The sequence below is a fragment of the Paenibacillus sp. FSL M8-0228 genome, from assembly GCF_038007385.1.
GTDB classification, from domain to species: domain Bacteria; phylum Bacillota; class Bacilli; order Paenibacillales; family Paenibacillaceae; genus Paenibacillus; species Paenibacillus polymyxa_D.
Genome location: NZ_JBBOXA010000001.1, coordinates 786,359 through 812,143 on the forward strand (window position 1 = coordinate 786,359; position 25,785 = coordinate 812,143).

Sequence of the window (25,785 nt, forward strand, 5' to 3'; positions counted from 1 at the left end):
CTAAGAACGGAAGGTTTCCACACCGATTTGATACCGTAGACTTAACCCTATCCCATGTCTTATGGCGTATTGATTGTCTTTGGAAAGAAAAGGTACAATTTATAAAAGGGATTTTGTGGATATAAAATGGATGTTACGCATATGAAAGGGATGATTAGGATCAGTCACCGATATCTAAAAGGAATGATGGTGTTGATAGCCCTTATTTTAATACTGGGAGGATGCCACAAGGTGAATAAAGACGAAGATGCTGAACTGATCAGTAAGGCGAAAGCTACGGCTGTTCAATATTTGAAGGAAAAATACGAACTAGACGTTGAAATCACATATGCAAAAAAATTTCCTCCTTATGTAACAAACAAGGTAGATATAAGTGGCAATGTAATAGGTCATGCAGAAGAGGATTTTACGATTTCTGTAAACTATGAAAATCAGGAAACTTCGAATTTTGCTATAAGTCCCGAGCTAAAAAAGGTGCTTATTGAAAATGGGACTTATCCAGGCTTTCAAGATAAAAAGAAAAATCACTAGATCAGAGGAGTGTAAATAGTATGAGTTCACTTCAAGTAAGTGACGAAACTTATAAAATAATGTCTGAAATGGCCTATAAAAAAATGAAAAAAGGTGCTGAACCATCAGAAGAACTCCCCGGCTGGAAAGTGTTAGACACGCTCGATCGCGAGGATTCGGGACTTGCCGCTGTCACATTTTACAACGAAGAAACGGAACAGGCCGTTATCGCCTATCGTGGGACGGAAACGGATGATCCACAGGATCTGTATAACGATGTGACTCTTGCACTTCCTGAAATTAACCGCAAAATTCACGGTAGCTTGAATATTCATTCAGATGAATATAATGAAAAAATGAAAAAAATGGACGACGCTTTAGGGTTCACGGCGTTTAACAACTGGATGGGAGAGAAAGAAAAAAGCGTAGATAAGGCTTTGTTCGGCAGCTCGAACCAGTTCTATCAGGCAGAGGACTATGCAAAGGATATACAAAACAAGTACAAAAACTACAACTTCTCGCTAACTGGACATTCGCTGGGAGGAGGGAATGCACAATATGTAGCTGCTTATACAGGGTTAAATGCGGTTACATTCTGTGCGCCTTCGGTCATTTCCAGTCTGACACCGGAGTACAGAGAGAAAGCAGAAAATGGTGAGTTTGACCATCAAATTACGAATTTTCTGCATCCCAGTGATATGATAGCTAGCTTTATTGGGGGAGGGTACGATCTTCACGTAGGAGCTTCCTACCATATTGACAATAATTATCAAACAGCTAATGAAGGCTTAGGACTAAAAGAGAGAGTGGACAACACGTTGGGTGGGCCTTCCTATCACTCACTCAATCATTATAAGTTTGATAAGAATGGCTATGTATCCAACCCGCTATATGATCCTGTAACAGGCGAACGAATCGCGGAATCTCCGCGTATTCCATCTGACTTTAACCTAATGGAAACGGTGGATGGCTGGATACATCAATTAGGACAGACCTTAACTCAATTCCAAAAGGCAGCGCTGGTAACGGCGGCAACATCTGCTTCAGCAGGTACGATTCAAGTCATGCCGGAGCATCTACTCGCTGTAGCTGAAAAATGGAAGGCGAATGCACAACAATGTGATGCAGATTTCCAACGTGTCAGAGCCAGGCTTTCACGCTATTTGCACAGTAGTCAGAGTCGGCGGTTGCAGCCGATTGTAACACAGCTTGACTCCTCCATGATGGAATTTAGTCAGTGGCATTTACGGACGACTAATGAATTTCTTTACAATCTCGAGTACAAAATAGAGCAGTTTATCCAGGCAGATATTAGCTAATAACGCTAATAACAAGGTACTAACGATATAGAAAAATGAATACATAGGAGGTGGCCAGTAATTTGAACGGACAATTACGGGTCGAACTGGAAGAGCTATTGCTTGCCGAAAAGGAGCTGACCTGGCTACTCGCCAAACTTCGCACAGATGAACAAGCGGCACGTGTATTATATGGGCGTCTGCATGAATGGACTGGGCATTCGGCCAATGCTATCAGAGACCAAATTGAAGCTTTTTTTGTCGGGTTAACGAACAGAATTCATACTTTAGAGCAACAAAAGGCAGAGTTAATTCAGTATGTTGAATTGATGAAACGTACAGACGCTGTACAGTAATGAAGGTAGAGAAGTTTTTACAAGCTGCACATAGCAGGATACAATGGAAGTGTTAGAGAAAGGAGACGGATACTTTTGCAAAATGAAGAGAAAAAGACCGATTCCAAATCCGGCTCATCCAAATGGTACCTTGGTAGTGCAGCAGCATTGCTTCTTCTGAAAGGCAAGTCGTTACTTGCCCTTTTAAAATTCAGTAAATTTGGCGGTGCGCTGATATCTATGGCGATAACGATTAGCACATATGCGATCATTTACCCGTGGGGATTTGCGGTCGGCTTCGTGTTGCTGTTGTTTGTACATGAGCTGGGACATGTATTGGCCGCCAAGCGCAAGGGGCTTCCCGTATCAGCACCATTATTTATTCCTTTTCTCGGTGCGCTGATCACCATGAAACGTCAACCTTTGGATGCGCAGACAGAGGCTTATGTGGCCATGGGCGGCCCGTTACTGGGGACGATTGGGGCTATGGCAGTATACGCAGGAGCCTATGCAACAGACAGTCCCCTGTTGTATGCGCTCTCGTATGTCGGCTTTTTCCTGAACCTGATCAACCTGCTGCCGATTCATCCGCTCGACGGAGGACGGATTTCCACGGCAGTGACGCGTTGGCTGTGGCTGGTGGGTCTATTGGGTGGAATTGTAGTCGTAGTATATTTAAAATCCTTTTTATTTTTCTTGATATGGGCGTTCTTTGCCTACGATTTGTACAAAAAATATGTTAAACGCAATAAAGAAGAGGCTAAGGTCCAATCCTTTTTGCAAAAGCCACTGGTGAACGTACAGCATCTGTATGAACAAGGATATCCGCTGCCTGGACCGGAGCACACGCGCAGATTATCTTTTAATACCTACTCGGATTTAGAGGGGCAGCAATATGTGACGGTGTATATGGAAAGTCTGGATGTGGAGCAGACACTTCTGCTGCCACAGCAGTGTCTTGTCCAGGATGTATGGCTGAACGGTGTGGAACATATACCGACGCCGGATGCGTACCAGCTCAGATTGCTGTGTGGGATTGATTATATTCCGTTTGAAAATGATAAGTATTACGAAGTACCCGCATCATCGCGCTGGAAATTCGGCATCGGTTACTTGGCTTTGGCCGTATTCCTGATGGGGATGATGTATGTGGTGCACCAGCATATAGGGGATATTAGGCTGTGATCCGAATGATGAGAGCTTGGTGAAGATTTTAGATCATTAAGGCAACGGTACAGCTTGTAGAAAATAGAGACAAAAGAGCGCGACAGCCGCAATATTCGGTGTCACGCTCTTTTTTTGGGTTGAATAACACGGTGGAGCCTTTGCTATCCGTCCTTATATCTTAATCCTTTGTTCATTAGTAATCGGTTTTAACGTTTGGCGGTATTTAAGTGGGCTGGTGCCTGTCCAGCGCTTGAACTGTCTGCTGAAATGAGCCAGACTGGAGTATCCGAGCAGGGAAGCTACCTTGTTGAGTGGTAGATTGGGCTGCTGGATCAACACCTTAGCTTCATGCAACTTGGTTTCCGATAGATAGTGACGTGGTGAATAGCCGTATACCTTGCGGAACACTTCCTGGGCATAGCCAGGACTGATCCCGAGAGAAGCCGCCACATCTTCAAGTCGGAACGCTTGCTCGCCAGATTCATCTTCCCGATAAGGCTTAAACCTCGATTGAATAGCTTCCATGATGGCCTTGGCATATTGAACGGATGAAGGCGCAATTCTGGGCTCCAAACTGGTAGATATCATTTGCGAGAATATCCCGAATAGCTCAAATAAGGCAATCTGCATGCGAAAACGGTCTGCTGTCGTATATTCTCCGCTTTTCCGCACCATGCCAATCCAGCTATGGACAACCTTTTGCAGCTTGGCATTCGTTTCAGTACCCGCCGGAAAAAAGAGCTGATTGCTTTTAATCATTTCCTGACGGAATAATGGATCATCGACATTAAAATGAGAGCTAAAATAGTACATGCCGTTTGGGGAAACACACTGACTCACATGTTTAAAACCCGGCGGAATGATTAAAATATCACCTTCTCCAACCGAATATACGTTATTTTCCATAATCGTTTCCTGACGACCTTCTAAAATGAGTGCAATTTCAAAACCGATATGAGATTCCTCCGGCATGCACCAATCCGCTTGGACCCGGTGAATATGGGCGCCAAAAAATTTCACATTCCAGTCAATAATGGGCAGCCATTGGCAATCATGAAATAGAGATGGATCAACATCAGGATTTAATATCATCAGATCACCTTCGATTAGGGTAAATTTTACACCGCTTAGACAATCTCATTGTATCTAACATTTAACTATAATAAAAGAGCGCTTACAAATGCTATTGTATAAGCTTTTATATAAAAGAAAGTGCTTATATATAGACATTTTGAAAGTGATGCGGATTATGTTGACATATCTGTTTCAATTATCAGTACTCTATTTGTACTAGCCCGTATATGGAATGCACTTAGTGCTCCGATCTTCGGAGTGGCTGGAATCGAATTTTGCAAAATCCTGATGAACCTAATTGGAGGACGACTTGATGAAAAAGCTACTGTACGGTGTTGCCTATTATGATGAATATATGCCATATGACCGTTTGGACCAGGATATCCAAATGATGAAGGATGCGGGCATCAACGTGGTGCGGATTGCGGAATCCACCTGGAGTACGCATGAACCGCAAAATGGCGTGTTTGATTTTACTTCTGTGGATCGGGTGCTGGACGCCATGCATAAGGCGGGCATTGAAGCCATTGTGGGGACGCCCACCTATGCCGTACCCACGTGGCTGGTGAAGGAGCATCCTGATGTATTGGCGACAACGCCTCAAGGGCCGGGCAAATATGGTGCTCGCCAGATTATGGACATTACGAACCCGGTGTACCTGTTTCATGCCGAGCGAATCATACGCAAGCTGATCGGACGGGTGAGTCAGCATCCGGCGGTCATTGGCTTTCAGACGGATAATGAGACCAAGCATTACAACACGAGTGGGCCTAATGTGCAATTGCAATTTGTAAAGTATCTGCGAGAGCGGTTCGAATCGCTGGAGGAGCTAAACCGCAAATTTGGTCTGGACTATTGGAGTAATCGCATCAATAGCTGGGAGGACTTTCCTTCAGTGGTCGGAACGATTAATGGAAGTTTGGGCGCAGCCTTTTCCCAATTCCAGCGCAAGCTGGTGACGGACTTTCTGGCATGGCAGGTCGCGCTGGTGAAGGAATATAAGCGGGAGGACCAATTTATTACGCAAAACTTTGATTTTGAATGGAGAGGTCATTCCTTTGGTGTTCAGCCAGACGTGGATCACTTTGCGGCATCGCAAGCCTTTGATGTGACTGGGGTGGATATTTACCATCCATCACAGGATGACCTGACTGGTATTGAAATTTCCTTCGGTGGCGATGTGGCACGTTCGACGAAAAATAACAACTATCTAGTGCTAGAAACGGAAGCGCAGGCTTTTACCCACTGGGTTCCCTATCCGGGGCAATTGCGTCTGCAAGCGTTCAGCCATCTGGCTTCAGGGGCCAATATGGTGGCATACTGGCACTGGCATTCCATCCATAATTCCTTCGAAACCTACTGGAAGGGTCTGCTGAGCCATGATTTTGAGCCGAATCCAGTGTATGAGGAAGCACAGACCATAGGGAAGGATTTTGCAAGATTGTCTCCGCATTTGGTCAACCTGAAAAAGAAAAATAAAACGGCGATTCTGGTCAGCAACGAAGCATTGACGTCGATTGACTGGTTTAAATTTAATATGAGCAGCCCGTTGAATTACAATGACATCGTACGCCGTTTGTATGACGAGTTGTATAAACTGAATATCGGGACGGATATTGTTCATCCAGGTACAGAATCGTTTGACGACTATGATCTCTTGATCGTCCCGATTCTCTATTCTGCCCCAGACGCACTACTGGAGAAGCTGAACCGATATGTGGAAAAAGGTGGTCATGTAGTATACACATTCCGAAGCGGATTTACCGACGAGCATGTGCAGGTGAGAACGTCCCGGCAGCCGGGCGTGATTAGCGAAGCCTGCGGCATTCATTACAGCTTGTTCGTGGAGCCAAAGAAGGTGACGCTCAAAAATAATCCTTTTGAGGTCGCACCAGAAGACAATCAGGTAGATACGTGGATGGAGCTGATTACCCCGACGACTGCCGAAGTATTGGCCTATTACGATCACCCGCATTGGGGCAAATATGCCGCGATTACGCAAAACCGCCATGGTCGGGGAACAGCGACCTACATCGGCTGTATCGTCAGCTCGGCGGTCATCCGCGAACTATTCAGCTCTGTAGCCAAAAAGGCAGGAGTATGGGGACTGGATCAGGAAAGGTCTTATCCGATCATTGTTAAATCTGGCACGAATGAGTTGGGACGGACAATCCGGTACTATTTTAACTATTCCGAACAAGCAGGCTCGGTAGTGTATCCGTATGGAGACGGCAAGGAGTTAATCGGGGAGCGTACAGTTACCCAAGGACAAACGCTTTCATTAGAGCCTTGGGGTGTTATAATTATCGAAGAAGCGTAAATGATGATTAATGAGCTGAAACTGACTTGCGAATCATTTCATATAGGTATTCTCCGGGAGTATCCGGTACATGAAGCGCCCCTGCGAATTGCGGGGCGTTTTCGCATATGGCTGAATAGAGGAGTGCATCGCTATGCCAACCCGAGCAGTCCGCTGGTTCCGGGCGCTGACGGCCCCGTATCGACGTAGCATTCAGCTCAAGCTGATCTTAACGATGGTTGTTCTATCTGTGCTGCCGGTCATTGCTGTCACGGTGCTGGCTGCGGAGAAAAGCAGAGCGTCTATGGAAACCGAAGTCGTAGAGACGAACATGTCCAATATGAAATGGACGGGAATTTATATCAGCGATCAGCTAGATCGTCTGAATCATCTGATTTACAGCATTCAGATCAGCCCTGATCTGAGCGATTATTTGAATGAGCGCGAGCCTGACAATCTTTCAAGCCAATTTAATGCCCAGCGAAAAATGCTGAATACGATGGCGAATGTGTATTATTCGGCTGGGAGTCATGTGATCGGCATCCAGCTTTATTTGAAGCAATCGCAAACCCTGTTTACCTTCAATAGTATGCAAAATGAAATTACGACAGTGAGCGGTATTCCCTCGCAGTATGCCGAGATGTGGCAAGCGAATAAGGATTATTCGATTCGTCCAAGCTCTGCTGACCCGGAACGCTTTACTCTGACGCGCAGTATTCGGCGTTTTGAAGACCAGAAGCAGACGGGGGCTATTTCATTGGATGTATTGTGGTCGCAATTCGATCAGACGCTGGGCCTGCTGGGACGAGGGGATGAGCATCAGGTGCTTATTACAGATGCGGATGGCAGGGGTATGTATCCGGCACAGGCTCGGCAGTCGCCACCGCCTGCAGATGTGCTGACAGCTCTTCGTGACGTTAAGCCGGGCCCCGGAGTGATTCAAACGGCTGAGCATTATGTGTTCTATAATGATCTGGATGTGGTTGGACTGAGGCTAGTCAAAATCGTACCCACTTCCTCTATTAACCACAGCGCTTTTTCAACCATGCTGTACGGTATTATCGTAGGTGTAATTTCTATCCTGGTTTCTATTTGCATTGCCGTTTTCATCGCATGGCGGACTGCACGTCCGATTGTTCATTTGGCACGTTCCGTACAGGAGCTGGATATGATCAAAGGGCCGGTTGGACAGCCAAGTACACGTCCGGATGAGATAGGACTGCTGGAAAGAAGTCTGCATGGGATGGCAGGCCGAATCCGCGAGCATATCCAGACGGAATACAGTATCAATTTGCAAAAAAAGACGGCTGAATTGAAAGCGCTCCAAGCACAGATTCATCCACATTTTCTGCAAAATACACTGCAAATGATCGGAAGTATGGTGTTTTCCCAAAAGCCAGAGGATACCTATGAAGTCATTCGGTCGCTGAGTGAGATGTTCCGTTACGTGGTACGAGAACCTCAGGATTTGGCCTCTCTGCGTGCAGAGCTCGACCATGTGGGACATTATATGAGTATCCAGCAGCGTCGATTTCCGCAAAGATTAGTGTTTCAGGTGGAGACAGAAGAACAGGCGATGGATATTCGTCTGCCTAAGCTATCGCTTCAGCCATTGTTGGAAAACGCGTTTCAGCACGGTCTTGACCGTAAGGCAGGGGCATGGCGAATAGGAATTCGAGTGGAGATTATGAGAGAAGATGTGTGTATTACGGTTTGCGATAATGGAAACGGCATGTCCCCGGACAAGCTGGAAAAAGTACGGGCAAAGCTGGAAAACGCGTCGGAGGAACCGATCTGGGCGCAGGGTAGTCATATCGGATTGAGCAATGTGTCTTCACGCATACGGATGAATTTTGGAGTGCACTACGGAGTGACGATAGATAGTGAGCAGGGTGTTGGTACACGTGTTACCATCCGCATTCCATTCATCTCAGCAGAGGAGGGAAAAGTATGATCAGAGTATTAATTGTGGACGATGAGCCGTGGAATCGCGATATTCTGAAGACATTTGGCACATGGGAAAAACTCGGAATGTTGGTAGTGGGTGAGGCTGAGGACGGAGACGAGGCGTTCAGGCTAGTTGGGGAGTTAGCTCCCCATATTGTGATTACTGATATGCACATGCCGGGTGCGGACGGAGTGGAGCTGCTGCAAGCGCTAAATAACCATTGTCCTGATGTGAAAATCATTGTCGTGAGCGGATATGATGACTTTGCATATGCCAAACATGCCATCCGTTACAAGGCCGTCGATTATTTGTTAAAGCCAGTCAATCCTGCCGAGCTGAATGCAGTGCTGCTCAAATGCAAAAACGATCTGGAGGTCAAGGCGGCTGAACAGCAGCAAGAAGCGACAGAGCTGGATTATGAGTTTTTTCACAAGCTGACCCGGTATAAGCAACTGCTGCGTCTTTATTTTAATGAGCTGAACTGTGACGGGGTGAGTATAACCTGCAGGCAGGTTATGCAGGAGCTGGAGAGTTACGGAGCACCGAGTCCACCTATGCTGGGCAGGCTGGTACAGGAGCTTCTTTCCCTGCTGAAAGAGCTCGCAGCGGATAACGGGCTGGATACTTCTACGACAAAGGCAGGATTTCCACTGTCGCAGGATGCCGTATCCTCTGTAGAACATGCGCTGGAATTCGTATCGTCGTGCTATGTTCAGGAGCTGGATCAGCTCATTCGGCAACGGAAATACAAAAACAAGCTGAATTTAGAAGAGGTACGGCGATATATCGACAGTCACTTTGCTGGGCCGGTTACACTGGAGCAGTTGGCGAAAAACTTTTTTGTGAGCAAAGAGTATATGAGCAAGGTATTTAAGCAGGAGTATGGTCAAAATGTAACGGACTATATTGTAGCGCGAAGAATGGAAAAGGCGCGAGAATGGCTGGTCAATAAACAGGTTTCAATTAAAGCAGTTGCGGAGATGGCAGGATATGAGGATGTGTCTTATTTCTATCGGGTATTTAAAAAGCATTTTGGCATGGCACCCGGTGAAATGAGGAAGGAAGTTTAAAAAAGTCCAATCCAATAAGCTAAGGGTGTCCAATGGCAGAAGTGACCTCCCATCCTATAATGAAAGCGTATACAAAAGGAGTGATACAAAGGAATTTGGTCTTTATGAAGTTCGCACAGAGCCGAATAGAGATTGAAGACCGGCGGCATAGCTGCTTTGAATAACAACTGATTTGCCGGTGGGTAGCAGTTATTTTCAAAATAGGGGAGGTCATTTTTCATGAAAATGTGGAAAGGTGTATTGAGCACAATGCTGGTTGGCACGTTATTGGCCGGGTGTGGAGCGAATTCTTCAGGCAGTGACAGCAGCGGTTCCGGTGGAGACGGCAAAACGGTGAATCTCAAAATGTTTATTGCTCAGCCCCGTTTGAAGGAGCACTACGATAAATACATTAATGCGTTCGTAGCGAAAGAGAAGAAAGATAAAAATATCGACGTTACAGTGCAACTGGAGATGCCACCTGCGGACAACGCCGCACAAATTTTGAAGACAAGACTCGCATCCAACGATGCGCCGGACGTATTTGCATTACACGCGGTGAATGAAATTCCTCCGTTTTATAAAGCGGGCTATTTGGAGGACTTGTCCGGTCAGCCTTTTGTTAACAAATTGATGGATAGTGTGAAGCCTTCGGTGACAACCAAAGACGGAAAGGTCGTAGCGGTTCCTTTGGAGACGATCTCATGGGGCTACTTGTACAATAAAAAGATATTTAAGGATTTGGATTTGCAGCCGCCAGGAACGTTGACCGAAATGAAGGCTGTGGTCGAGAAGCTGAAAGCGAATAATGTGAAACCGTTCCTGTTGTCCTACAAGGAGTCCTGGATTCCACAGCTGTTCGTGCCGCTGACAGCGGGTGCGATGATGAACACACAGAATAAGGATTTTATCGACCGGATGAATCAGGATAAAGGCTCCTTTTCCGAAATGAAGAGCATGTTCGACATTATTGATCTGGTGAATAGTAACGGTACAGACAAGGCGCTGGAAATCGGCGGGGATGATGGATCGGCTGCGTTTGCCTCGGGTAAAGCGGCGATGTGGATTCAGGGACCGTGGTTTGCGGAAACGATTTTAAAATCGGATCCGAAGATGGATTTTGGGGTAGCACCGCTGCCGATCAATGACGATCCCAATGCGACACTGATCAATTTGTCCACTTCGACTTCGCTGGCTGTATCCTCTACAAGCAAGAATAAGGAGGTTGCGCTCGATTTTGTTAACTATGTGCTGGATGACAAGGATTCCAGCGCGTTCTATGAAGCATTGAAATTTAACCCGATCTCCAAAGTGCATACGTTTAAAAGCTATCCTTGGGTTAATGACGCTACCGAATATGTGAAAGCAGGCAAGTCGTACCAAGATCCATCGATCCCGCAAGCGGTCAAGGACGAAGCAGGCAAATCGCTACAATCCTATTATGCGGGTCAGCTCTCGCAGGATGACGTCATTAAGGCGCTGGATAAGGCATGGAAATCGTATAACAAAGTGAACAAGTAACGGTAACCTACAGAATTACACCAGGAGGGTGAGACTCCATGCCTTTTAAAATCTATAAAAAATACGTCATGCTACTGGCGTTTACAGCCCCGGCGCTGATCTTTTATGCCATCTTTCTGCTCATTCCAACGATCAGCGGCATGTACTACAGCTTTACAGACTGGAACGGATTGAATCCCAATTACAGCTTTATCGGCTTGGGGAACTTTGTGGAATCGTTGAAGGAAGACCCCGATTTTCTCAATTCCCTTTGGTTTACCCTTAAATACGTATTCGTCATGATTGTGCTGCAAAATGTACTGGCACTGGCTCTGGCCGTGTTGATTGAGTCGCGTACACGTACCAAAGGATTTTTCCGGACAATATTTTTTATGCCCAATATGATCAGTACCATTATTAGCGCATTTATGTGGACATTCGTTTTTTCTTCCGTGCTGCCACAGATCGCCGAAAAGACGGCTATCGCCTTTTTGGGCCAATCGTGGCTGGGCGATCCGAAAGTATCTTTCTTCTCTATCATTATTGTGTCGCTCTGGAATGGGGTCGGCTATATGATGATCATCTATCTGGCGGCGCTTCAAGGTGTACCACAAAGCTTGAAGGAGGCTGCTATTATTGACGGGGCGAACGCATTTCAGACATTGCGAAGCGTAACGATGCCGATGATTACTCATGCGATTACGATCTGTTTCTTCCTGACGCTGAATGGTGCCTTCAAGGTGTATGAGGTCGTATACGGACTGACTGGCGGGGGACCGGGGCGCAGTACACAGGTGATTACAATGAACATTTATGAGGAGGCGTTCTCCAACAACTTCCGTTATGGTTATGCGAGTGCCAAATCTGTAATTTTGTTCGCGATCGTTCTCATTTTCACCCTGATTCAGCTGCGTGTCATGAAGAAGAGGGAGGTGGAGGCATGAGGTTGAAGAAAGCCAACTCCTTGCTGATTACGTTGATTCTGTGCGTGGGCGCAGTCGTGTCCTTCTTCCCCATCTACATGGCGGTAATTAACTCGTTTAAAACACAGGGTGAGATGTTTGCATCCTTTACGGCGCTGCCGACGAAGCTTCACTTTGAAAATTACAGTCAGGCTTTTCATCAGACGCATTTGCTGAACAGCGCCCTGAATTCCACGATTATTTCTTTTATCGGCATTGGTGGCATTGTGATCTGTTCGGCGCTGGCAGGCTACAAGCTGTCTCGTACACAGGGGAAACTGAGCAGTGCGATTTTCTTCCTGTTTGTCGCGTCGATGCTGGTGCCGTTTCACTCCATTATGATACCGCTTACACGAATGGCAAAAGATTTGTCCGTTCAGGGTAGTACGTACGGTTTGGCCCTGATCTATATCGGCTTGGGTGTGAATATGGCGATCTTTTTGTATCATGGATTTGTCAAATCCATCCCGCGTGAGCTGGAAGAATCCGCGCAAATGGACGGTTGTAATGAGTTTCAGACGTTCTTTCGCATTATATTTCCTTTGCTGCTGCCGATTACAGTTACTATCGCGATTTTGGATTTTTTGTGGATTTGGAATGACTTTTTGCTTCCATTGTTGATGCTGACGGATGTGAACCATTACACCCTGATTCTCTCGACCAATATGCTGTTTGGAGAGTACAACAAGGAATGGTCACTTATCCTGGCCGCACTCGTGCTGACCTCCATCCCGGTTATCCTGATCTATGCATTCTTTCAGAAATTCATTATGGAAGGAATCGCGGAGGGAGCGGTTAAGGGATAAGGTGGAAAGCCTTCCTATCAATAAGGAAGGCTTTTTCTCTGATTCAGCTTTTTTCGCGCCAACGTTTCAATAAAAAGATAGGAAGGGTTACAAACAAAATTGCAAAGGCTACAATGATCCACCACTGAGGGTCAATGATATACAACACGACTCCGATCAGCAGAACTGTTGTTATTATGGAAATTCTCACTTTCAACATTGTTCTCTTACTCACCCTAGCTTCTAATTTTGGCAGCGTTATGAGGGTGATTGCAGTTAACGCAGCAAAAAATGTTGAGGTAAATGAATTATAGATAATATCAGCTCCTTAATCTAATTACCCACCCAGGAATGTTCGGAATTAATGTGATAAAACAGAAACCCTCCGCTGAGAAAGGCTTTTGTTTTGGAACGACGCACATCCAACGTTACTTCGAGAAAATACTTATAATAAAAAATAAAAGCGAAATGATGATCAAAGTTAGATATATACTAGAAACCCGTTTTCCGATTGTAGCTCCAAACTCTTTAGGATTTTTATATCCAATGATTAAACTGGGAATAAAAAAAATACTGGATAGATAAATGGTGTAGTGAAACCTAGTATTATCGACAGGATTGGACCATGCGGACAATCCAAAAAAGGAAAGCAACTGGTCTCCCAATATGTAATCGCCAAATTCAAAAGAAACAGCCATGCCAAGAAGAGATAACAGCAGTGAAAGTGATCCCCAGCCTACTTTTTTTCTGTTTTTTCTCAACAATTCAAAGATAATTAGTAAAATTGCAATTGCTTGTATGCTGTATGTCAACATGATTGAAAACATAAAGTACCTCCTTGAACATCAGAATCAAATGATAAGATGTCAATTTCGGAAATAAGTGTACCATTTTATGGTATGTTTTCATATGCTTTTCAATACAGCGATCGTAGATCAAATGGAACGCGAAGCGGCCTTAGCCATACAATATTTCATCTGAATGTAAAAGGAGATGATCATGTTGGCTACCTTCTCGGCCGCGCTTCAAGTGAAAAAGCGGATGGCCAAGCGAGTCTTAAAAATGTCCGGTGTCCACGGCATTGGCGTAGGATACAGGGACCCTGCCCATCCCAAAAGGGGAGCCGCTGTCATTGTGTACACGGACCGTTTAGCGTCGGCCTCTACTGGACTCCTGTCGGCCACCGCATTAGGAAAGAAAACAAACGTTCCAGTCCGAATTGTAAAGACTGGAAAGATCAGAGCCAATGCTACGGACTACAGAGTGCGCATACGCCCGGTCATCGCCGGCTACAGTGTCGGGACGATTGAAGGCTCCGGTACAACCGGACTCATCGTCGCCCCAACTGGAGCGCCGGCTACACGTTATCTTTTTAGCAACAACCATGTCCTCAATCCCTCCAATACAGACAATCGGGAGGCTACAATTCAGCCAGGCGGAGCCGATGGGGGGACGGTTGCTCAGGATCGTATAGGACGGCTATATCGTTACGTGCGCTTGAATCCTACCGGAACGAACCTGATTGATGGGGCGCTTTCGCTTCCGACCCGTAACAACCTGCTCAATCCGCGTTATGCCACAGTAGGAGCGATTCCGGGTCATGTGACCGCTTATCGCATAGGGGATAGGTTGAAGAAGGTAGGGCGTACGACCGGGCGGGTCAATGGCACGGTAGAGTCCGTCTATACGGACCTGCAAATCAATTATGGTGGAGAGTTGGGCTTACTGACCTTCGAAGATCAGACAGTTATTAGAGGTACGACTCCTGTATCACTACCCGGGGATTCTGGCTCTGTATGGCTCAGACAGTCTGATAATTATGCAGCTGCGGTTAATTATGCAGGCACGGCAGATGGTCGCTTATCCATAGCCTTTCCAGTGCAGTGGGCCATGCAGGTATTCAACACACGAGTAGCCCGACCCAGCGGGGCAGGCAGGGTGCTGAGGGTAGATACAGGGTCTTCCCCTCGCTCCTATACTAGACAACTCACCAGTGAGGAACTCGCTCGCTTAAGACCAAGAACGACACGTATTAGACGAAGCTAATTGATCTATAGATGGAATAGCTGCCGCTGATTACTTTGGTAAAGTGGTCGCTTTAAGAGATTTCCACAGGAAGGCTCACTTCGGAAGCATCACCTCCCCGGATTTCTCCCCTGATTACAGAATTAATATAAGAAATCCGGGGCGGAGGCAATGAGAAGCACCAGCAGAAATAATTCACGATCCCAATCATTTACGATGCAAATGTTTCACGATACAAATCATTCATAATACAAATCATTCACAATCTAAAACGTTAACGGCATGAATGAATGCATAATGCATTCTAATCTGCCCCCTCAGCATATGCTTGGACTCCCACATCAGGGGCTGTAATGATGCTACTTGCCGAGGCCAAGCCTCGGATTTCCTGAGCGGTCAGGGCTCTGTTGTAAATGATCAGTTCATCTACTGCGCCGTTCAGATAGGGATCATCAAACTGGGATTTCCCAATATAGTTCCGGTTTGTCAGTCCAAGACTGGAAGGATTCAGCGTCATGTTCGTGTTACGCGTCGCCTCTACACCGTCCACATACATCATTCCAGTATTGCCTGACAAAGTCACGGCGACATGCTTCCAAACCCCTGTTGCTAGCTCCGGCGCATTCAACTGTTGTTCCTTTCCGTTCCCCGCGATAGTGATAGCGAAGCGCATACCAGTTCCCTCGGCCTTAGGTGTCAAAAACATATACCGATCCGTGCTTGCTCCAAAATCAAACAGGCGTGCCCAGCCATTATGCGTGTTCACTCGTACCCATGCGGCAATGGTAAAGTCATTGAGGCTGCTAACTATTCCGCCGGGCAGGCTGGCATAGGCGTCTGTACCGTTAAGGCGCAGAGCATTGCCATTCCGTCCCGCGCCCCACGAGCCTCCATTTACACTGGCCTGTTGTCCATAACCGGAAGAATCGACTGCGGTAGATCCGGCCGTTTCGTCAAATTCATAATGGGCTATAATGTCTCCAGCGGGAGACGGATTACCTGTACTCGATTGAATACGGATATCATAGTTGGCTGCCGTACCGATATTCAGTCTGACCGTGATCGCAGAGCTGTTAGCAGCCGTGACTGATCCGGTTTTGGTACCGTCTACGAGCACGTCATACGTACCTGCCGCGAGTCCGGTCAAGCTCATAACGGTAGTATGAGTCGTGCCTGGGGTCATATTTTTCAGTGTCAGGCGCATGTTGTTCTTGGACTTGGACACGATGGCCAAGCTATATTGATCCCGGTTCAACTCCAGACTCAGCTTCTGGGTGATCAGATGCAGACGTTGGAATACGCCGTCTTTTGGAGTAACCGTATAGCTGTTATTGCTTTCTGTAACGTCACAGCCATAACCGAACAAACCGAATATGGGATCGACAGCAACATCCGAGCTTAGAATTTTAATGGCTCCAAACAGCCCTAGATCGGCTTCCCCGGACATGCCACGCCATCCGTTAAAGAGAGGGCCGCCGTCCAGACCCAGGGCGCCGTAATTGCCCTTGCCTGCCTGATATGTCCACGATACCGCCCCGATATTGGCAGGATCAGAGCTGATCTGTCCCGAGTTAATCGCCCCGATGTTCGCCAGCTTGGCGGCATAGGATAGACGCTGATCCACTTCAGGCTTGGACGAATAACGACGTGTCCAGTCATCCATCGCATAGCCGGCCAGTGAGGTCGTGTACTGGAAGTTCCACCAATTCTCTCCGGTAATGGTGACCGGATCGGCGTAATAGTACCAGACAGGCATATGACCGCGTGCAGCACGCGTTTTGGCGTTGATTTTGCTCATCATCGTCGTGTTGTTGTTCATTTTGGCGAGTGTATATACGGCTTCTTCGCCTGTATTGTCATAGTTATACTCAGAGCCATAAGGATAGGTGGTATTCTTGAAATTGTTGTACTTGGTAGCCATTTTGGCAATCAGGTCGTTAGCCTCGGTGGTCAAGCCTTCTTCCTGAAGCGCTTTAATAATATCAGGTGTAGTTAGCTCACCCATGAGTCCCGTGTTCCAGTTATAGGCAACAGGGCCTTCATACAACGCTTTAAAAATATGATAAGCACGTAGCAAATATGTGTTTTTGCTATTGCGATAGCTGATCAGGTTGGGATACAGCTTGGCAAGTTTATACATGCTAAAAAACGTATTATAAATGTGCGGATAGGCATAGCCCCGGTACGTTGGTGTCGTATTAGGCTGCGGCATCAGGAAATCAGGAACCAGATAATCGCTATGATGGCCTTCCATCAAATTCGTCCAGATGGCCACTTCCAAATAATCATCGACTGCCTTGATCTCAGATGCCACGGGCTTCTGAACGTTTTTCTCCGCCAGAAACTGACCGTGAGTTAGCCCCCAATCGTCACCCCAGCCCCAGTAACCAGCAAAGCTGTTGCGTTTGGCCTTGTACTGCATCATCCAGTCATCAAAGACCTTATCCCTCAGGTCGCCCGGAACGTTCCATTGGGTGCTGTTGACCATGAAGGTAGAGTGACGCTGAAGTGCAGCTTCGATTGGCTCGATGGCATAGAACTGGAGAACGGTTTTTTCGCCGTTACCATAGTTAACCGTAATATTGTTATGTCCCAGTCGTCCCAGTGTAAGTTCATATATTTTATGGTTTGTAGGGGCTGTTTCCAGATAGCTGATGGTCGTTTCCGACGGATATTGCGCGGTGACAGAGGTAATGGATTTGCTGGTATGCAGATCGAATTTAGCCTTGAGATTGGTTGGGAAGATCATACCCGGAACCACGGTCACATCCACATGTCCCTCACTGTACAGCCTGTCCTTTACGGCCTGCTCGTCCGCTACCTTGTAAAATTTAAAAGCATACGTTTTGCTTTCACCAGGAGCCAGCGACAGACTGGTGCTTCCAAGATAGCCACGGTTGGTGCTCTTGATGACATTGGAGTGGATATAGAACACATTCAGTCCTTCGGACCAGCCCCCTTGCTCCATAGCCCATGTGCTGCCGGGATGCTCCTCAGTTCTCCAATGGTCCTGATATTCGAGACCAGCCCCCGTTGAGGCATCAGGGATTAGTAGTACATACGGTCCGATGCCGCTAGGTCGTCCAGCGGTAATAAAGGAACTGTTATGGCCTACAAAGGAGTGTGAGAGTACTCTGGTTTCATAAATTTGTTCATTATTGCCACCCGACCAGTACTCGTTAAACGGAAGTGGCAGTCCCCAATCTCCGATCTCCAGCGTTTGATTAGAGCTGTTCGTTACTTTCATTTGCCAGTGCAAATAATCGTTAACCAACGAATAAGTTTCATGTAAAATGAAATTACGTATTCCCTGATGGTTTGATGAATTCTGATAGGCTACCTGGACACTGTTTCCAGAAGAGGTGATCTGGCGCGCATCAGCAGAATTGCTTGTCCATGCCCGAGTCCACGCTCCGTTGCCGAGACGATAGGTGAACATGAGTTCACCCAGCCATTGATGATCCGACGTATTCTGTTTAGGTGCGTTGGAGCTGTTCATAACATAGTTGGTATTAAAAGTGTCCCCTACCAGTCGCAAGGAAGAGAGATCCCCGTAATCTCCGACAGAGATGGAGAACACTTGATTAGATAGCTGTACTGCCATGTTATCAACCTCCTAACAAAGGTTCGTGAGCGTGCTCACTACGTTAATATATGTGTGAGAAATACTTTTGCTACCCTATGTATGAGAATTGATAGAAAATAGATTCATATAGATATCCTAGAGGGCTCTCAATCGTGGAGGTAGAGATATAATGAAAAATAAAATGGAGTTGCCAAAGATTCCTGCGGATTTACCCGTATTAAATGAAGAAATGCGCTCCATACGATCCAAAGACGAACTCAGTATAGGGTCTGTAGAGGATATCATTTTGGACAATATGGAAGCGGTTAAGGTTTCATTAGAGAAGATGACTTTTAAAAATGTAACGATCATGGAATCGTCATTGCCGGAAAGTGAATGGACAGACGTTATTTTTGATAAATGCGATCTATCGAATGTTAATTTTTCAGGTTCCTTTATCCATCGGGTAGAGTTCAGAAACTGCAAATTGCTCGGAACGGATTTTTCGAGAAGCAGGTTCCAAAACGTTCGTTTTTCGGATTGTTTAGGGGATTATTCGATGTTCCGTTTTGCTAATTTCAAGCAAGTTGGTTTTGAGGATTGTTCTTTGATAAGTGCAGATCTGTATCATTTAACACTACAAAAAACCTCTTTTGCCCGTTGCAATCTGGATCAAGCCACCCTGTCGGGGTCCAAGCTCAAGGGAATTGATCTCAGTGATTGCGAATTTGATGGATTACAAGTAGAGATAGAAGACTTGAATGGCTGCATCATCTCACCGCATCAGGCTTCATCCTTTGTGGGCCTTTTGGGGCTAGTAATTAAATAAGGGGATATATTCGAGTCATCCGCCGCAAATGACGAACGAGTCTCAGGCTACTCTTCATATTCTTCATATCGTTGCCGTCTTAACTTTCGAGCGCGTATATTTTTATCCAGCAGCTTTAATTGTCGTGCTATGGTATATCCTATCAGGTATGCAGCAGCGGATGTGTTACCATCGACCGTGAAGGGGATGATGGAAGCATCGGCAACGATTAAATTTTTGACTCCATGCACGTTACCTCTACGATCCACGACGCCTCCTTTATTTAAGGGGGCCATGCGAAGAGAACCTTGCTGGTGATGATTATGATCAAAATTTTGCTTGATAAACTCCTCCAAGCTGGAATCGTCGTCAATAACCTTAAGCGTAGGAGAAACGAGTTGATATGATGGGTCAATGGCCGTTAGCTCTGCCGCTATGTTTTTGACATAATTTTTATATATGTTTTTCACCGCTTCCATGTCCTCGGGATTCGAGAGAAAGCCTTCATCTGCAAGCACGATTTTCAGAGGGTCGTTGTTTTGCAGTTTGATCGATCCCCGGCTTGCAGGGCGTAAGTAAATCAAACCTAAGGTAAGCATGCCTTCCGAACCTATACCTAGCATTTGAACCGCCCGACGATGGTCCTCCGTTCCATTGGGATCAGGCAAGAAGGCTCCACCCGTATATAGAGCACTTGGATCATTAGAAGGCAGTGCGCGATCCTTGGGATTGGTTGAGAAGGAGGCAAAGTTCAGAGTATGGTTACGCAGGCGTTTGCCTACATTGGGATTATTAAATACTACATGAATCCCTTTGTCTTTAAGCGATTTTTCAGGTCCGATTCCGGATAGCATTAATAACTGGGCGCTGTTAATGCCTGCTGAGACGATAACCTTCTTCCGCGCATAAGCTCGTGTACATATTCCTTCACGGAGGAATTCCACTCCTACAGCGCGCTTGTTAGTAAAAAGAACGCGCAAAGTTGTTGATTTAAAGAAAACCCTCAACTTCCGGCCGTTTACGCCCTGTCCGGAAGAAGTCATGATGCCTGGCGAGAGAAAAGCGGTTGAAGAGCTTTCCCTGTGTCCATTTGGTTTTTGGAACAACTGCCATCGGGTAAAGGGACCAAGGGGAGTTTTAGGATCGTTATAATCGAGGATTTCCGGAAAACCTGTAGCACGTTCAATGGCCAAGGTTAGTTTCTGCGCCATAGACGTAGGGTTAACAGGGGCTTGCCTAATATCAATCCGTCCGCTATATCCGTGAACCCTTGGATTATTCGTTTCTCCATTATATTTTTCTAGTTTTTTGAATCGGCGAATGGCTCTTCTAGGTGACCATAATGGGCCTAAAAGTTTTTCCCATTCTCTAAATACAGCCGAAGTAGGCCGTACATACTGCTCGCCGTTAATTGAAGAGCCACCGCCTAGCAGCCGTCCTGTGGTCCATTCGAATGACCGATCGTCTACTCCATTTTGTGGAATGCCTTCCCCTTGCCAAAAGTATTCAGGGAAAAATTGTTCCTCCAGCTCCGGGGCAAAGGTAGAGTCCCTAATGGGTTTATCTTTATCGTTATTTTCCCCTGCTTCCAGCACAAGAACCGATGTTTGCTTATCATCCGTAAGGGTTTTCGCTATTACAGCACCCGCAGGACCTGTTCCTACGACAATATAATCAAAGATTAATTTGTTTTTCATAAAGCTCTCCTTTTAGATAAATGGGCTAATGTAGAATATTAATCTGTTTTGTCCTATGTTCCGCCCATAACACAAAAAGACCCGCCAAAGCGGATCTTTGCATTTATTGATAGCTTACTTTTTCTTAATAACCGGCCGTACAGGCTTCGTTGTCAAGACATTAAGCGCGTCACGCACTTCTGTGGCGAAAACAAGCGGTTTTTCTACTTTTTCGAAGTGGATGTACCAGAGATTGGGGTTATCAAATAGCCAGTGATTGTGCAGTGCCGTCACTTTGATATCGTGTTTACGAAGTCGAGAAATAAACGGATTAATTTCTGCGGTCAAAATCACGGTTTCACCAAGACATAATCCTTTTCCGTTACGGCCAATACTTTCGAAAGAAAAAGCTTGGGGTATGGCAAGAAAGGATCTGGCCCTTTTCCCTAAAATGATCGGCTTGATGTTATTTCTGACTGTAGATGCAGTACAAACTCCGTTGATGATTTGAGGTGTTGCTTTTAATATAGCTGCAAACTGTCTACAAAGCGGACTAATTGCCATTTCTCTCACTCCAATTCTTTTAAGTTACTAGCATCATATGAAAAAGTAAGGGAATGGAAAGGGCAATTCTTCTTTATCGTTAGTCTAATTTGCTATATACAAAGCGCGAATGGAGTACCTTTTTAAAGCCTCAGCTTTGCTCCGTGATACTCATGTTTGATACTGTCCCATGCCTGGCGCAGACGGTTAAACCCTTCAATAATTTGTTGCTCCGATAGATGGGCAAAGATAAAGCAAGCTGATGGAGGTCCCGGTGTCAGTTGGTAATCAGCGGCATCACGCCATGTGACTCCGTAAAATCGTGCTGTCTGCATCAAATGATGATACTGGGCAGAATCATGCTTCCAGATGGCATAGGCATGTAGTCCGCAATTGTTCTGATGCCAGTGAAACAGTTCATTCAACTGCTGTATTTCCCGCTGGAACACGTCGTAGCGAGACCTGTATATGCGAGTCATCCGACGCACATGGCGAACGTAGTCGCCGCGCATCATAAAACGTGCCAGTGCGCGCTGTTCCAAGCGGGCAGGCGGCAGGGGATCGTATAGTCGTTTGGCAGCTGTCAGCGCTTGGGCTAATTCAACGGGCAGGATTGCAAACCCGAGCCGAAGGCTGCTGAACATGCTTTTGGAAAAGGAACCGACATAGATGACACATTCTGCGCAATCCAGTGCTTTTAACGGTTCAATGGGTCGTCCTGCCCAGCGGAATTCACTGTCATAATCGTCCTCAATGATCCACGCTCCCTTGGATGCTGCCCATTGCAAAATATGTTGACGTCGTGTTAATGGCAACACTGCACCGGTTGGAAACTGTCGTCCAGGTGTAACAAACAGCAATTTGGAATCCCAATCCTGTGGGACAATTCCGTGTTGATCCATTTCGGCAGCGAGTATCTGTCCGCCTGAGGCAGTAACTGCACGGTAGATGCCGGAATAACAAGGATTCTCCAATACAATTCGATCTTGTTCATGAATAAGCAACTGACTTAATAACGTGATTACTTCCATGGAACCACTGCATAATACGACTTGATCCGGGCTGGCCGTAATTCCGCGTGTTCTGCCAACATGATGGCAAATCGCTTCACGTAGCCATTCATCACCGCTCACTGGCGCAGTAGTTTCGTCAGCCGAGGGCTTTTGCAGATCTTTTCCAGCGGCAGTCAGTGCGCTTTTCCATGCGATCTGTGAATTGCCCTCCAATACAACTTCTCCTGCCTGAAAAGAAATCAAAGGCTGTTGTGCACGGTCTCTATCTGTAGCAGAAACAGGAGACGACTGTAAGTTTCGTTCCCTTTCGATCTGCATGATTCGTTGTCCCCATGCTGACAGCGTAGGGGATTTTTGCTTGGAAACGGGTGGATTCTGATTCTGCAGGCCGATTTGAGATGGGTTTGGTAGCACCGCTGTCTGTTGCATAACAAAGGTTCCTCTGCCTACTGCCGAGTCTACATATCCTTCTGCCAGCAGCATATCGTATGCTTCTTTAACACTCCCTCGCGAAATTCCATACATCACAGCCAGATCACGAGTGGAAGGCAGACGCGTACCACTCGCAAGGGAACCATTGAGGATTCCCTCACGAAGAGCATGATACAATGCCAAGTATTTTAGATGATATTTTTGAAGCGCGCGCTGATATGCAATCGTAATATCCATACTCTTCTCCTTCGATTGGGCCACTCACTTTCGTTCATATTGGGTCTTTTTATGAATCCATTTTCAACATAATCTGAAATGTATCATTGGTCAATAGATGGAGGGAGAGTTCTCTATGAGAAGGAAAGAATTTGCGGTGGCAGAACTAGAGGAAATAGAGCAGTTTCTAAGCGAGGTCAGTTTCGGATTTTTAGGCATGAACAGCGAGGATGGTTTTCCGCGTGTGGTTCCCTTGAATTTCGCTTATGGAAATGGCGTTTTTTATATTCATGGCAGCCGTGCTGGAGAAAAGATGGAACAGATGAAAGAGGATAATCGGGTTACTTTTTCAGCCGCCAAAGAATATGCGCTCATTCCATCTTATTTTACGGATGAACATATGGCATGTCCGGCGACTTCATTTTTTAAAAGCATTACCGTTCGTGGTCATGCGGAGCATGTAGTGGATTTGGAAGAAAAAGCATCGGCCTTTTCCATTTTTATGAGTAAGCTGCAACCGGAAGGCGGGTATGACACGATTGATGCTAGCGATTCTCGGTATGCCTCACGTTTGAAAGGGGTCGCTCTGATCAAAATTGTACCGGAGGATTGGACCGCCAAGTTTAAATTCGGTCAAAATGTCAAAGATCAGGAACGTCAGCAAATTATCGACGGCTTGCAACAACGGGGGCTGGATGATGATCTGACGACGATTGAGATGATGCGCAAATATTGTCCTCATCACTGAGCGTAATAAATCCTGCTCGCTCGCCATCAGATTGGTTAATTATACCTTGTAGGGAGATGCCCTTGATTTTCCGAAACTTTCAGTCCTTCCGTATTAGGACTTTTGAAGGAAAGGTATATATCATCCTCAAGCCCGTTGTTCTTACTGCAAAGGAACTTTATAATACGATAGATTTGTGGCGTAAGGGGGCAAGACCGTGATGGGAGCAGGAGTCAGAAGTCGGGAGAGTCGACGGTTGTTACTGGAAGCAGGGGCTGAAGAGTTCGCTCAGACGGGGTTTTATCAGACAAAGGTAAGTTCGATCGCGGCACGCGCAGGATTGACGCAGCCGGATTTTTATATTCATTTTGAAAGCAAGGAACAGATGTATGATGAGCTTGTGGAGAGCTTTCGTACTTTGGTGAATGAAACGGTTCAAAGCATGAAGATAGGTCCGGATCAAAGCGAAGCTGAAATTTTGCAACGGGGACAAGTGTTTCTGGAGGCTATTTTTCGCGTGTTGTCTAACAATCCGGCGATCACCCGTGTCGGATTTTACCAGGCGGCAGACTCGGTGCGCATTAAGGCGGAAATGGCCGAGCATATCAAAAAGCATCTGCTGGCTGCGCAACGATGGGGCTCGTGCCGTGAGGAACTGGACCCTGAACTGATAGCAGAATGCGTGATCGGCTTGATTGAACGGCTGACGTTAACGAAATTGTTGCCTGGACGTGAAAGTCCGTCTGTACTTGCCAAGCAGGCACGAAACCTCCTCTATCACGGCATGCTCGGGTCCGAAGAATAACAGGACTATACAATACCAAACCTAGATTTGGGCGGCAGGCGCGGCATTTGTCCCTATCATGAATGATGGCATAAGCATAAGATGCTCTTGTAAACCATGAAGGGAGGAATCACCATGTCTGGAGTAGGCGCTGGTTATGGAGCTTTTACATCTACAGGAGCGATTCTGGTACTTTTCATTCTGCTCGTTATTATTTCCAAAGCATTCGTCATCTAATTCGTAGCTCATGAATCTGATTTCGGGCGATTTGTTGTAATCGACAGAGGGAGGAGGAACTTAAGATGGGTGAAGTAGAAAGAGGTTGCGGTGGTGGCGGCTACAACATGTTTACTTCCACTGGTGTTATTCTGGTACTCTTCATTTTGCTGGTTATCATCACACGTACCATTTTCATCTAAAGCTATATTCATGGGCTTGAGCGCCGATGCTTCGGGTCTATGACCGTGCTAGTCAAAACAGGAACCGTCTCCAATAGAGGCGGTTTCTTTTTATATCAAAGTTTACGTTGACGTTAACGTTATATAGGCGTAGTATTTATATATAATCTTTTTCATAAGGTGGGTGTCATGGTTACGTATAAAATTGATGAGGTCGCCAAGCAAAGTGGTCTGACGAAGCGAACTATTCGTTATTATGAGGAGATCGGATTATTGCCCTCCCCGCAACGCAGTGAAGGAAATATGCGCCTGTATACGCAGGAGGATGTGGATTTACTAAAAAAAATAGTGAGTGCCAAGGAAGTACTTGGATTCTCCTTGCAAGAGCTTCAGCGTTACATGTCCGCAGCGGAAATGCTCAAGGGTCAGCGGGAGGAATATCGCGAGCGAACGGAGCATTTGCAACCGAACGAGCGACGGGCCATGTTGGAGGATATGGAAGGTACACTGAACGAACAGTTGGAATTAATGGAGGGAAAAATCAACAGCATCCGTTTGCTCCAGACTGAGTTGGAGGAGTTGCGGGTCAGGGTTCGTGAACGCAAAACCCTTTTGGATGAGGAACTTGATCACAACCCATCATAACAAGAACATTTACATTCAGATGTGGA

The 25,785-nt window shown here is 46.2% G+C and carries 22 protein-coding genes; 16 read left to right on the plus strand and 6 right to left on the minus strand.

Annotated features, from left to right (window positions below):
• The first annotated feature begins 231 nt into the window (after positions 1 to 231).
• From MKY98_RS03565 to MKY98_RS03580, 4 genes are all read left to right on the plus strand, one after another.
• Complete coding sequence (locus tag MKY98_RS03565; protein WP_029515853.1) at positions 232 to 531, plus strand: hypothetical protein; 300 nt, start codon at positions 232 to 234, stop codon at positions 529 to 531.
• A 20-nt stretch (positions 532 to 551) separates the two neighbouring features.
• Complete coding sequence (locus tag MKY98_RS03570) at positions 552 to 1,829, plus strand: lipase family protein (RefSeq protein WP_069010945.1); 1,278 nt, start codon at positions 552 to 554, stop codon at positions 1,827 to 1,829.
• A gap of 62 nt (positions 1,830 to 1,891) precedes the next feature.
• Positions 1,892 to 2,164, plus strand: coding sequence for a hypothetical protein (locus tag MKY98_RS03575; RefSeq protein WP_029515851.1), 273 nt, complete (start codon positions 1,892 to 1,894; stop codon positions 2,162 to 2,164).
• A gap of 75 nt (positions 2,165 to 2,239) precedes the next feature.
• A complete protein-coding gene (locus MKY98_RS03580) occupies positions 2,240 to 3,328 on the plus strand; it encodes a site-2 protease family protein (protein WP_029515850.1) in 1,089 nt (362 codons plus the stop codon).
• Positions 3,329 to 3,481: 153 nt separating this feature from the next.
• Here MKY98_RS03580 and MKY98_RS03585 read toward each other — a convergent pair whose 3' ends face one another.
• Complete coding sequence (locus MKY98_RS03585) at positions 3,482 to 4,402, minus strand: AraC family transcriptional regulator (protein WP_029515849.1); 921 nt, start codon at positions 4,400 to 4,402, stop codon at positions 3,482 to 3,484.
• A gap of 295 nt (positions 4,403 to 4,697) precedes the next feature.
• Between MKY98_RS03585 and MKY98_RS03590 the strand changes: the two genes are divergently transcribed.
• The 6 genes from MKY98_RS03590 (at position 4,698) to MKY98_RS03615 (ending at position 12,948) form a co-directional block, all read left to right on the plus strand.
• Positions 4,698 to 6,704 carry a beta-galactosidase gene (locus tag MKY98_RS03590; protein WP_069010946.1) on the plus strand — a complete coding sequence of 669 codons (2,007 nt, stop codon included), beginning with the start codon at positions 4,698 to 4,700 and terminating at the stop codon, positions 6,702 to 6,704.
• A 133-nt stretch (positions 6,705 to 6,837) separates the two neighbouring features.
• Positions 6,838 to 8,637: a sensor histidine kinase gene (locus MKY98_RS03595; RefSeq protein WP_069010947.1), complete on the plus strand. Its 1,800-nt coding sequence runs from the start codon at positions 6,838 to 6,840 to the stop codon at positions 8,635 to 8,637.
• Entirely contained in the window at positions 8,634 to 9,701 is a 1,068-nt protein-coding gene (locus tag MKY98_RS03600) for a response regulator transcription factor (RefSeq protein WP_069010948.1), read from the plus strand. The genes MKY98_RS03595 and MKY98_RS03600 overlap by 4 nt, the downstream gene beginning before the upstream one ends.
• A gap of 219 nt (positions 9,702 to 9,920) precedes the next feature.
• Positions 9,921 to 11,201 carry an ABC transporter substrate-binding protein gene (locus tag MKY98_RS03605; RefSeq protein WP_069010949.1) on the plus strand — a complete coding sequence of 427 codons (1,281 nt, stop codon included), beginning with the start codon at positions 9,921 to 9,923 and terminating at the stop codon, positions 11,199 to 11,201.
• 38 nt (positions 11,202 to 11,239) lie between these two features.
• On the plus strand, positions 11,240 to 12,124 hold the full coding sequence (locus MKY98_RS03610) for a carbohydrate ABC transporter permease (RefSeq protein ID WP_069010950.1): 885 nt from the start codon (positions 11,240 to 11,242) through the stop codon (positions 12,122 to 12,124).
• On the plus strand, positions 12,121 to 12,948 hold the full coding sequence (locus MKY98_RS03615) for a carbohydrate ABC transporter permease (protein ID WP_029515843.1): 828 nt from the start codon (positions 12,121 to 12,123) through the stop codon (positions 12,946 to 12,948). Before MKY98_RS03610 ends, MKY98_RS03615 begins: the two co-directional genes overlap by 4 nt.
• Positions 12,949 to 13,355: 407 nt before the next feature.
• Here MKY98_RS03615 and MKY98_RS03620 read toward each other — a convergent pair whose 3' ends face one another.
• Positions 13,356 to 13,754 carry a hypothetical protein gene (locus tag MKY98_RS03620; RefSeq protein ID WP_029515842.1) on the minus strand — a complete coding sequence of 133 codons (399 nt, stop codon included), beginning with the start codon at positions 13,752 to 13,754 and terminating at the stop codon, positions 13,356 to 13,358.
• 172 nt (positions 13,755 to 13,926) lie between these two features.
• Between MKY98_RS03620 and MKY98_RS03625 the strand changes: the two genes are divergently transcribed.
• Positions 13,927 to 14,973: a hypothetical protein gene (locus MKY98_RS03625; protein ID WP_069010951.1), complete on the plus strand. Its 1,047-nt coding sequence runs from the start codon at positions 13,927 to 13,929 to the stop codon at positions 14,971 to 14,973.
• A gap of 283 nt (positions 14,974 to 15,256) precedes the next feature.
• Here MKY98_RS03625 and MKY98_RS03630 read toward each other — a convergent pair whose 3' ends face one another.
• Positions 15,257 to 18,556, minus strand: a complete 3,300-nt coding sequence (locus MKY98_RS03630; protein WP_069010952.1) for a DUF5695 domain-containing protein — start codon at positions 18,554 to 18,556, stop codon at positions 15,257 to 15,259.
• A gap of 151 nt (positions 18,557 to 18,707) precedes the next feature.
• On the opposite strand from MKY98_RS03630, the gene MKY98_RS03635 reads away from it, so the two are divergent.
• Positions 18,708 to 19,346 (plus strand): pentapeptide repeat-containing protein, encoded by a 639-nt coding sequence (locus MKY98_RS03635; protein ID WP_029515839.1) that lies wholly within the window; start codon positions 18,708 to 18,710, stop codon positions 19,344 to 19,346.
• Positions 19,347 to 19,393: 47 nt separating this feature from the next.
• Here the strand turns inward: MKY98_RS03635 and MKY98_RS03640 are convergent, their stop codons facing one another.
• From MKY98_RS03640 to pdxR, 3 genes are all read right to left on the minus strand, one after another.
• Entirely contained in the window at positions 19,394 to 21,022 is a 1,629-nt protein-coding gene (locus tag MKY98_RS03640; protein ID WP_208332376.1) for a GMC family oxidoreductase, read from the minus strand.
• Positions 21,023 to 21,136: 114 nt separating this feature from the next.
• Positions 21,137 to 21,565: a DUF1259 domain-containing protein gene (locus tag MKY98_RS03645; RefSeq protein ID WP_039270545.1), complete on the minus strand. Its 429-nt coding sequence runs from the start codon at positions 21,563 to 21,565 to the stop codon at positions 21,137 to 21,139.
• 122 nt (positions 21,566 to 21,687) lie between these two features.
• Positions 21,688 to 23,226, minus strand: coding sequence for a MocR-like pyridoxine biosynthesis transcription factor PdxR (pdxR, locus tag MKY98_RS03650; RefSeq protein ID WP_069010954.1), 1,539 nt, complete (start codon positions 23,224 to 23,226; stop codon positions 21,688 to 21,690).
• Between the two features lie 115 nt (positions 23,227 to 23,341).
• On the opposite strand from pdxR, the gene MKY98_RS03655 reads away from it, so the two are divergent.
• The 4 genes from MKY98_RS03655 to MKY98_RS03670 all read left to right on the plus strand — a co-directional run bounded on the left by MKY98_RS03655 (position 23,342) and on the right by MKY98_RS03670 (position 25,759).
• Positions 23,342 to 23,953, plus strand: coding sequence for a pyridoxamine 5'-phosphate oxidase family protein (locus MKY98_RS03655; RefSeq protein WP_069010955.1), 612 nt, complete (start codon positions 23,342 to 23,344; stop codon positions 23,951 to 23,953).
• Between the two features lie 199 nt (positions 23,954 to 24,152).
• Positions 24,153 to 24,737: a TetR/AcrR family transcriptional regulator gene (locus MKY98_RS03660; protein WP_069010956.1), complete on the plus strand. Its 585-nt coding sequence runs from the start codon at positions 24,153 to 24,155 to the stop codon at positions 24,735 to 24,737.
• Between the two features lie 114 nt (positions 24,738 to 24,851).
• On the plus strand, positions 24,852 to 24,953 hold the full coding sequence (locus tag MKY98_RS03665; RefSeq protein ID WP_014599460.1) for a hypothetical protein: 102 nt from the start codon (positions 24,852 to 24,854) through the stop codon (positions 24,951 to 24,953).
• Between the two features lie 350 nt (positions 24,954 to 25,303).
• The gene (locus MKY98_RS03670) at positions 25,304 to 25,759 is read left to right on the plus strand and encodes a MerR family transcriptional regulator (protein ID WP_069010957.1); all 456 of its coding nucleotides are present in this window, start codon (positions 25,304 to 25,306) and stop codon (positions 25,757 to 25,759) included.
• Positions 25,760 to 25,785 lie beyond the last annotated feature (26 nt).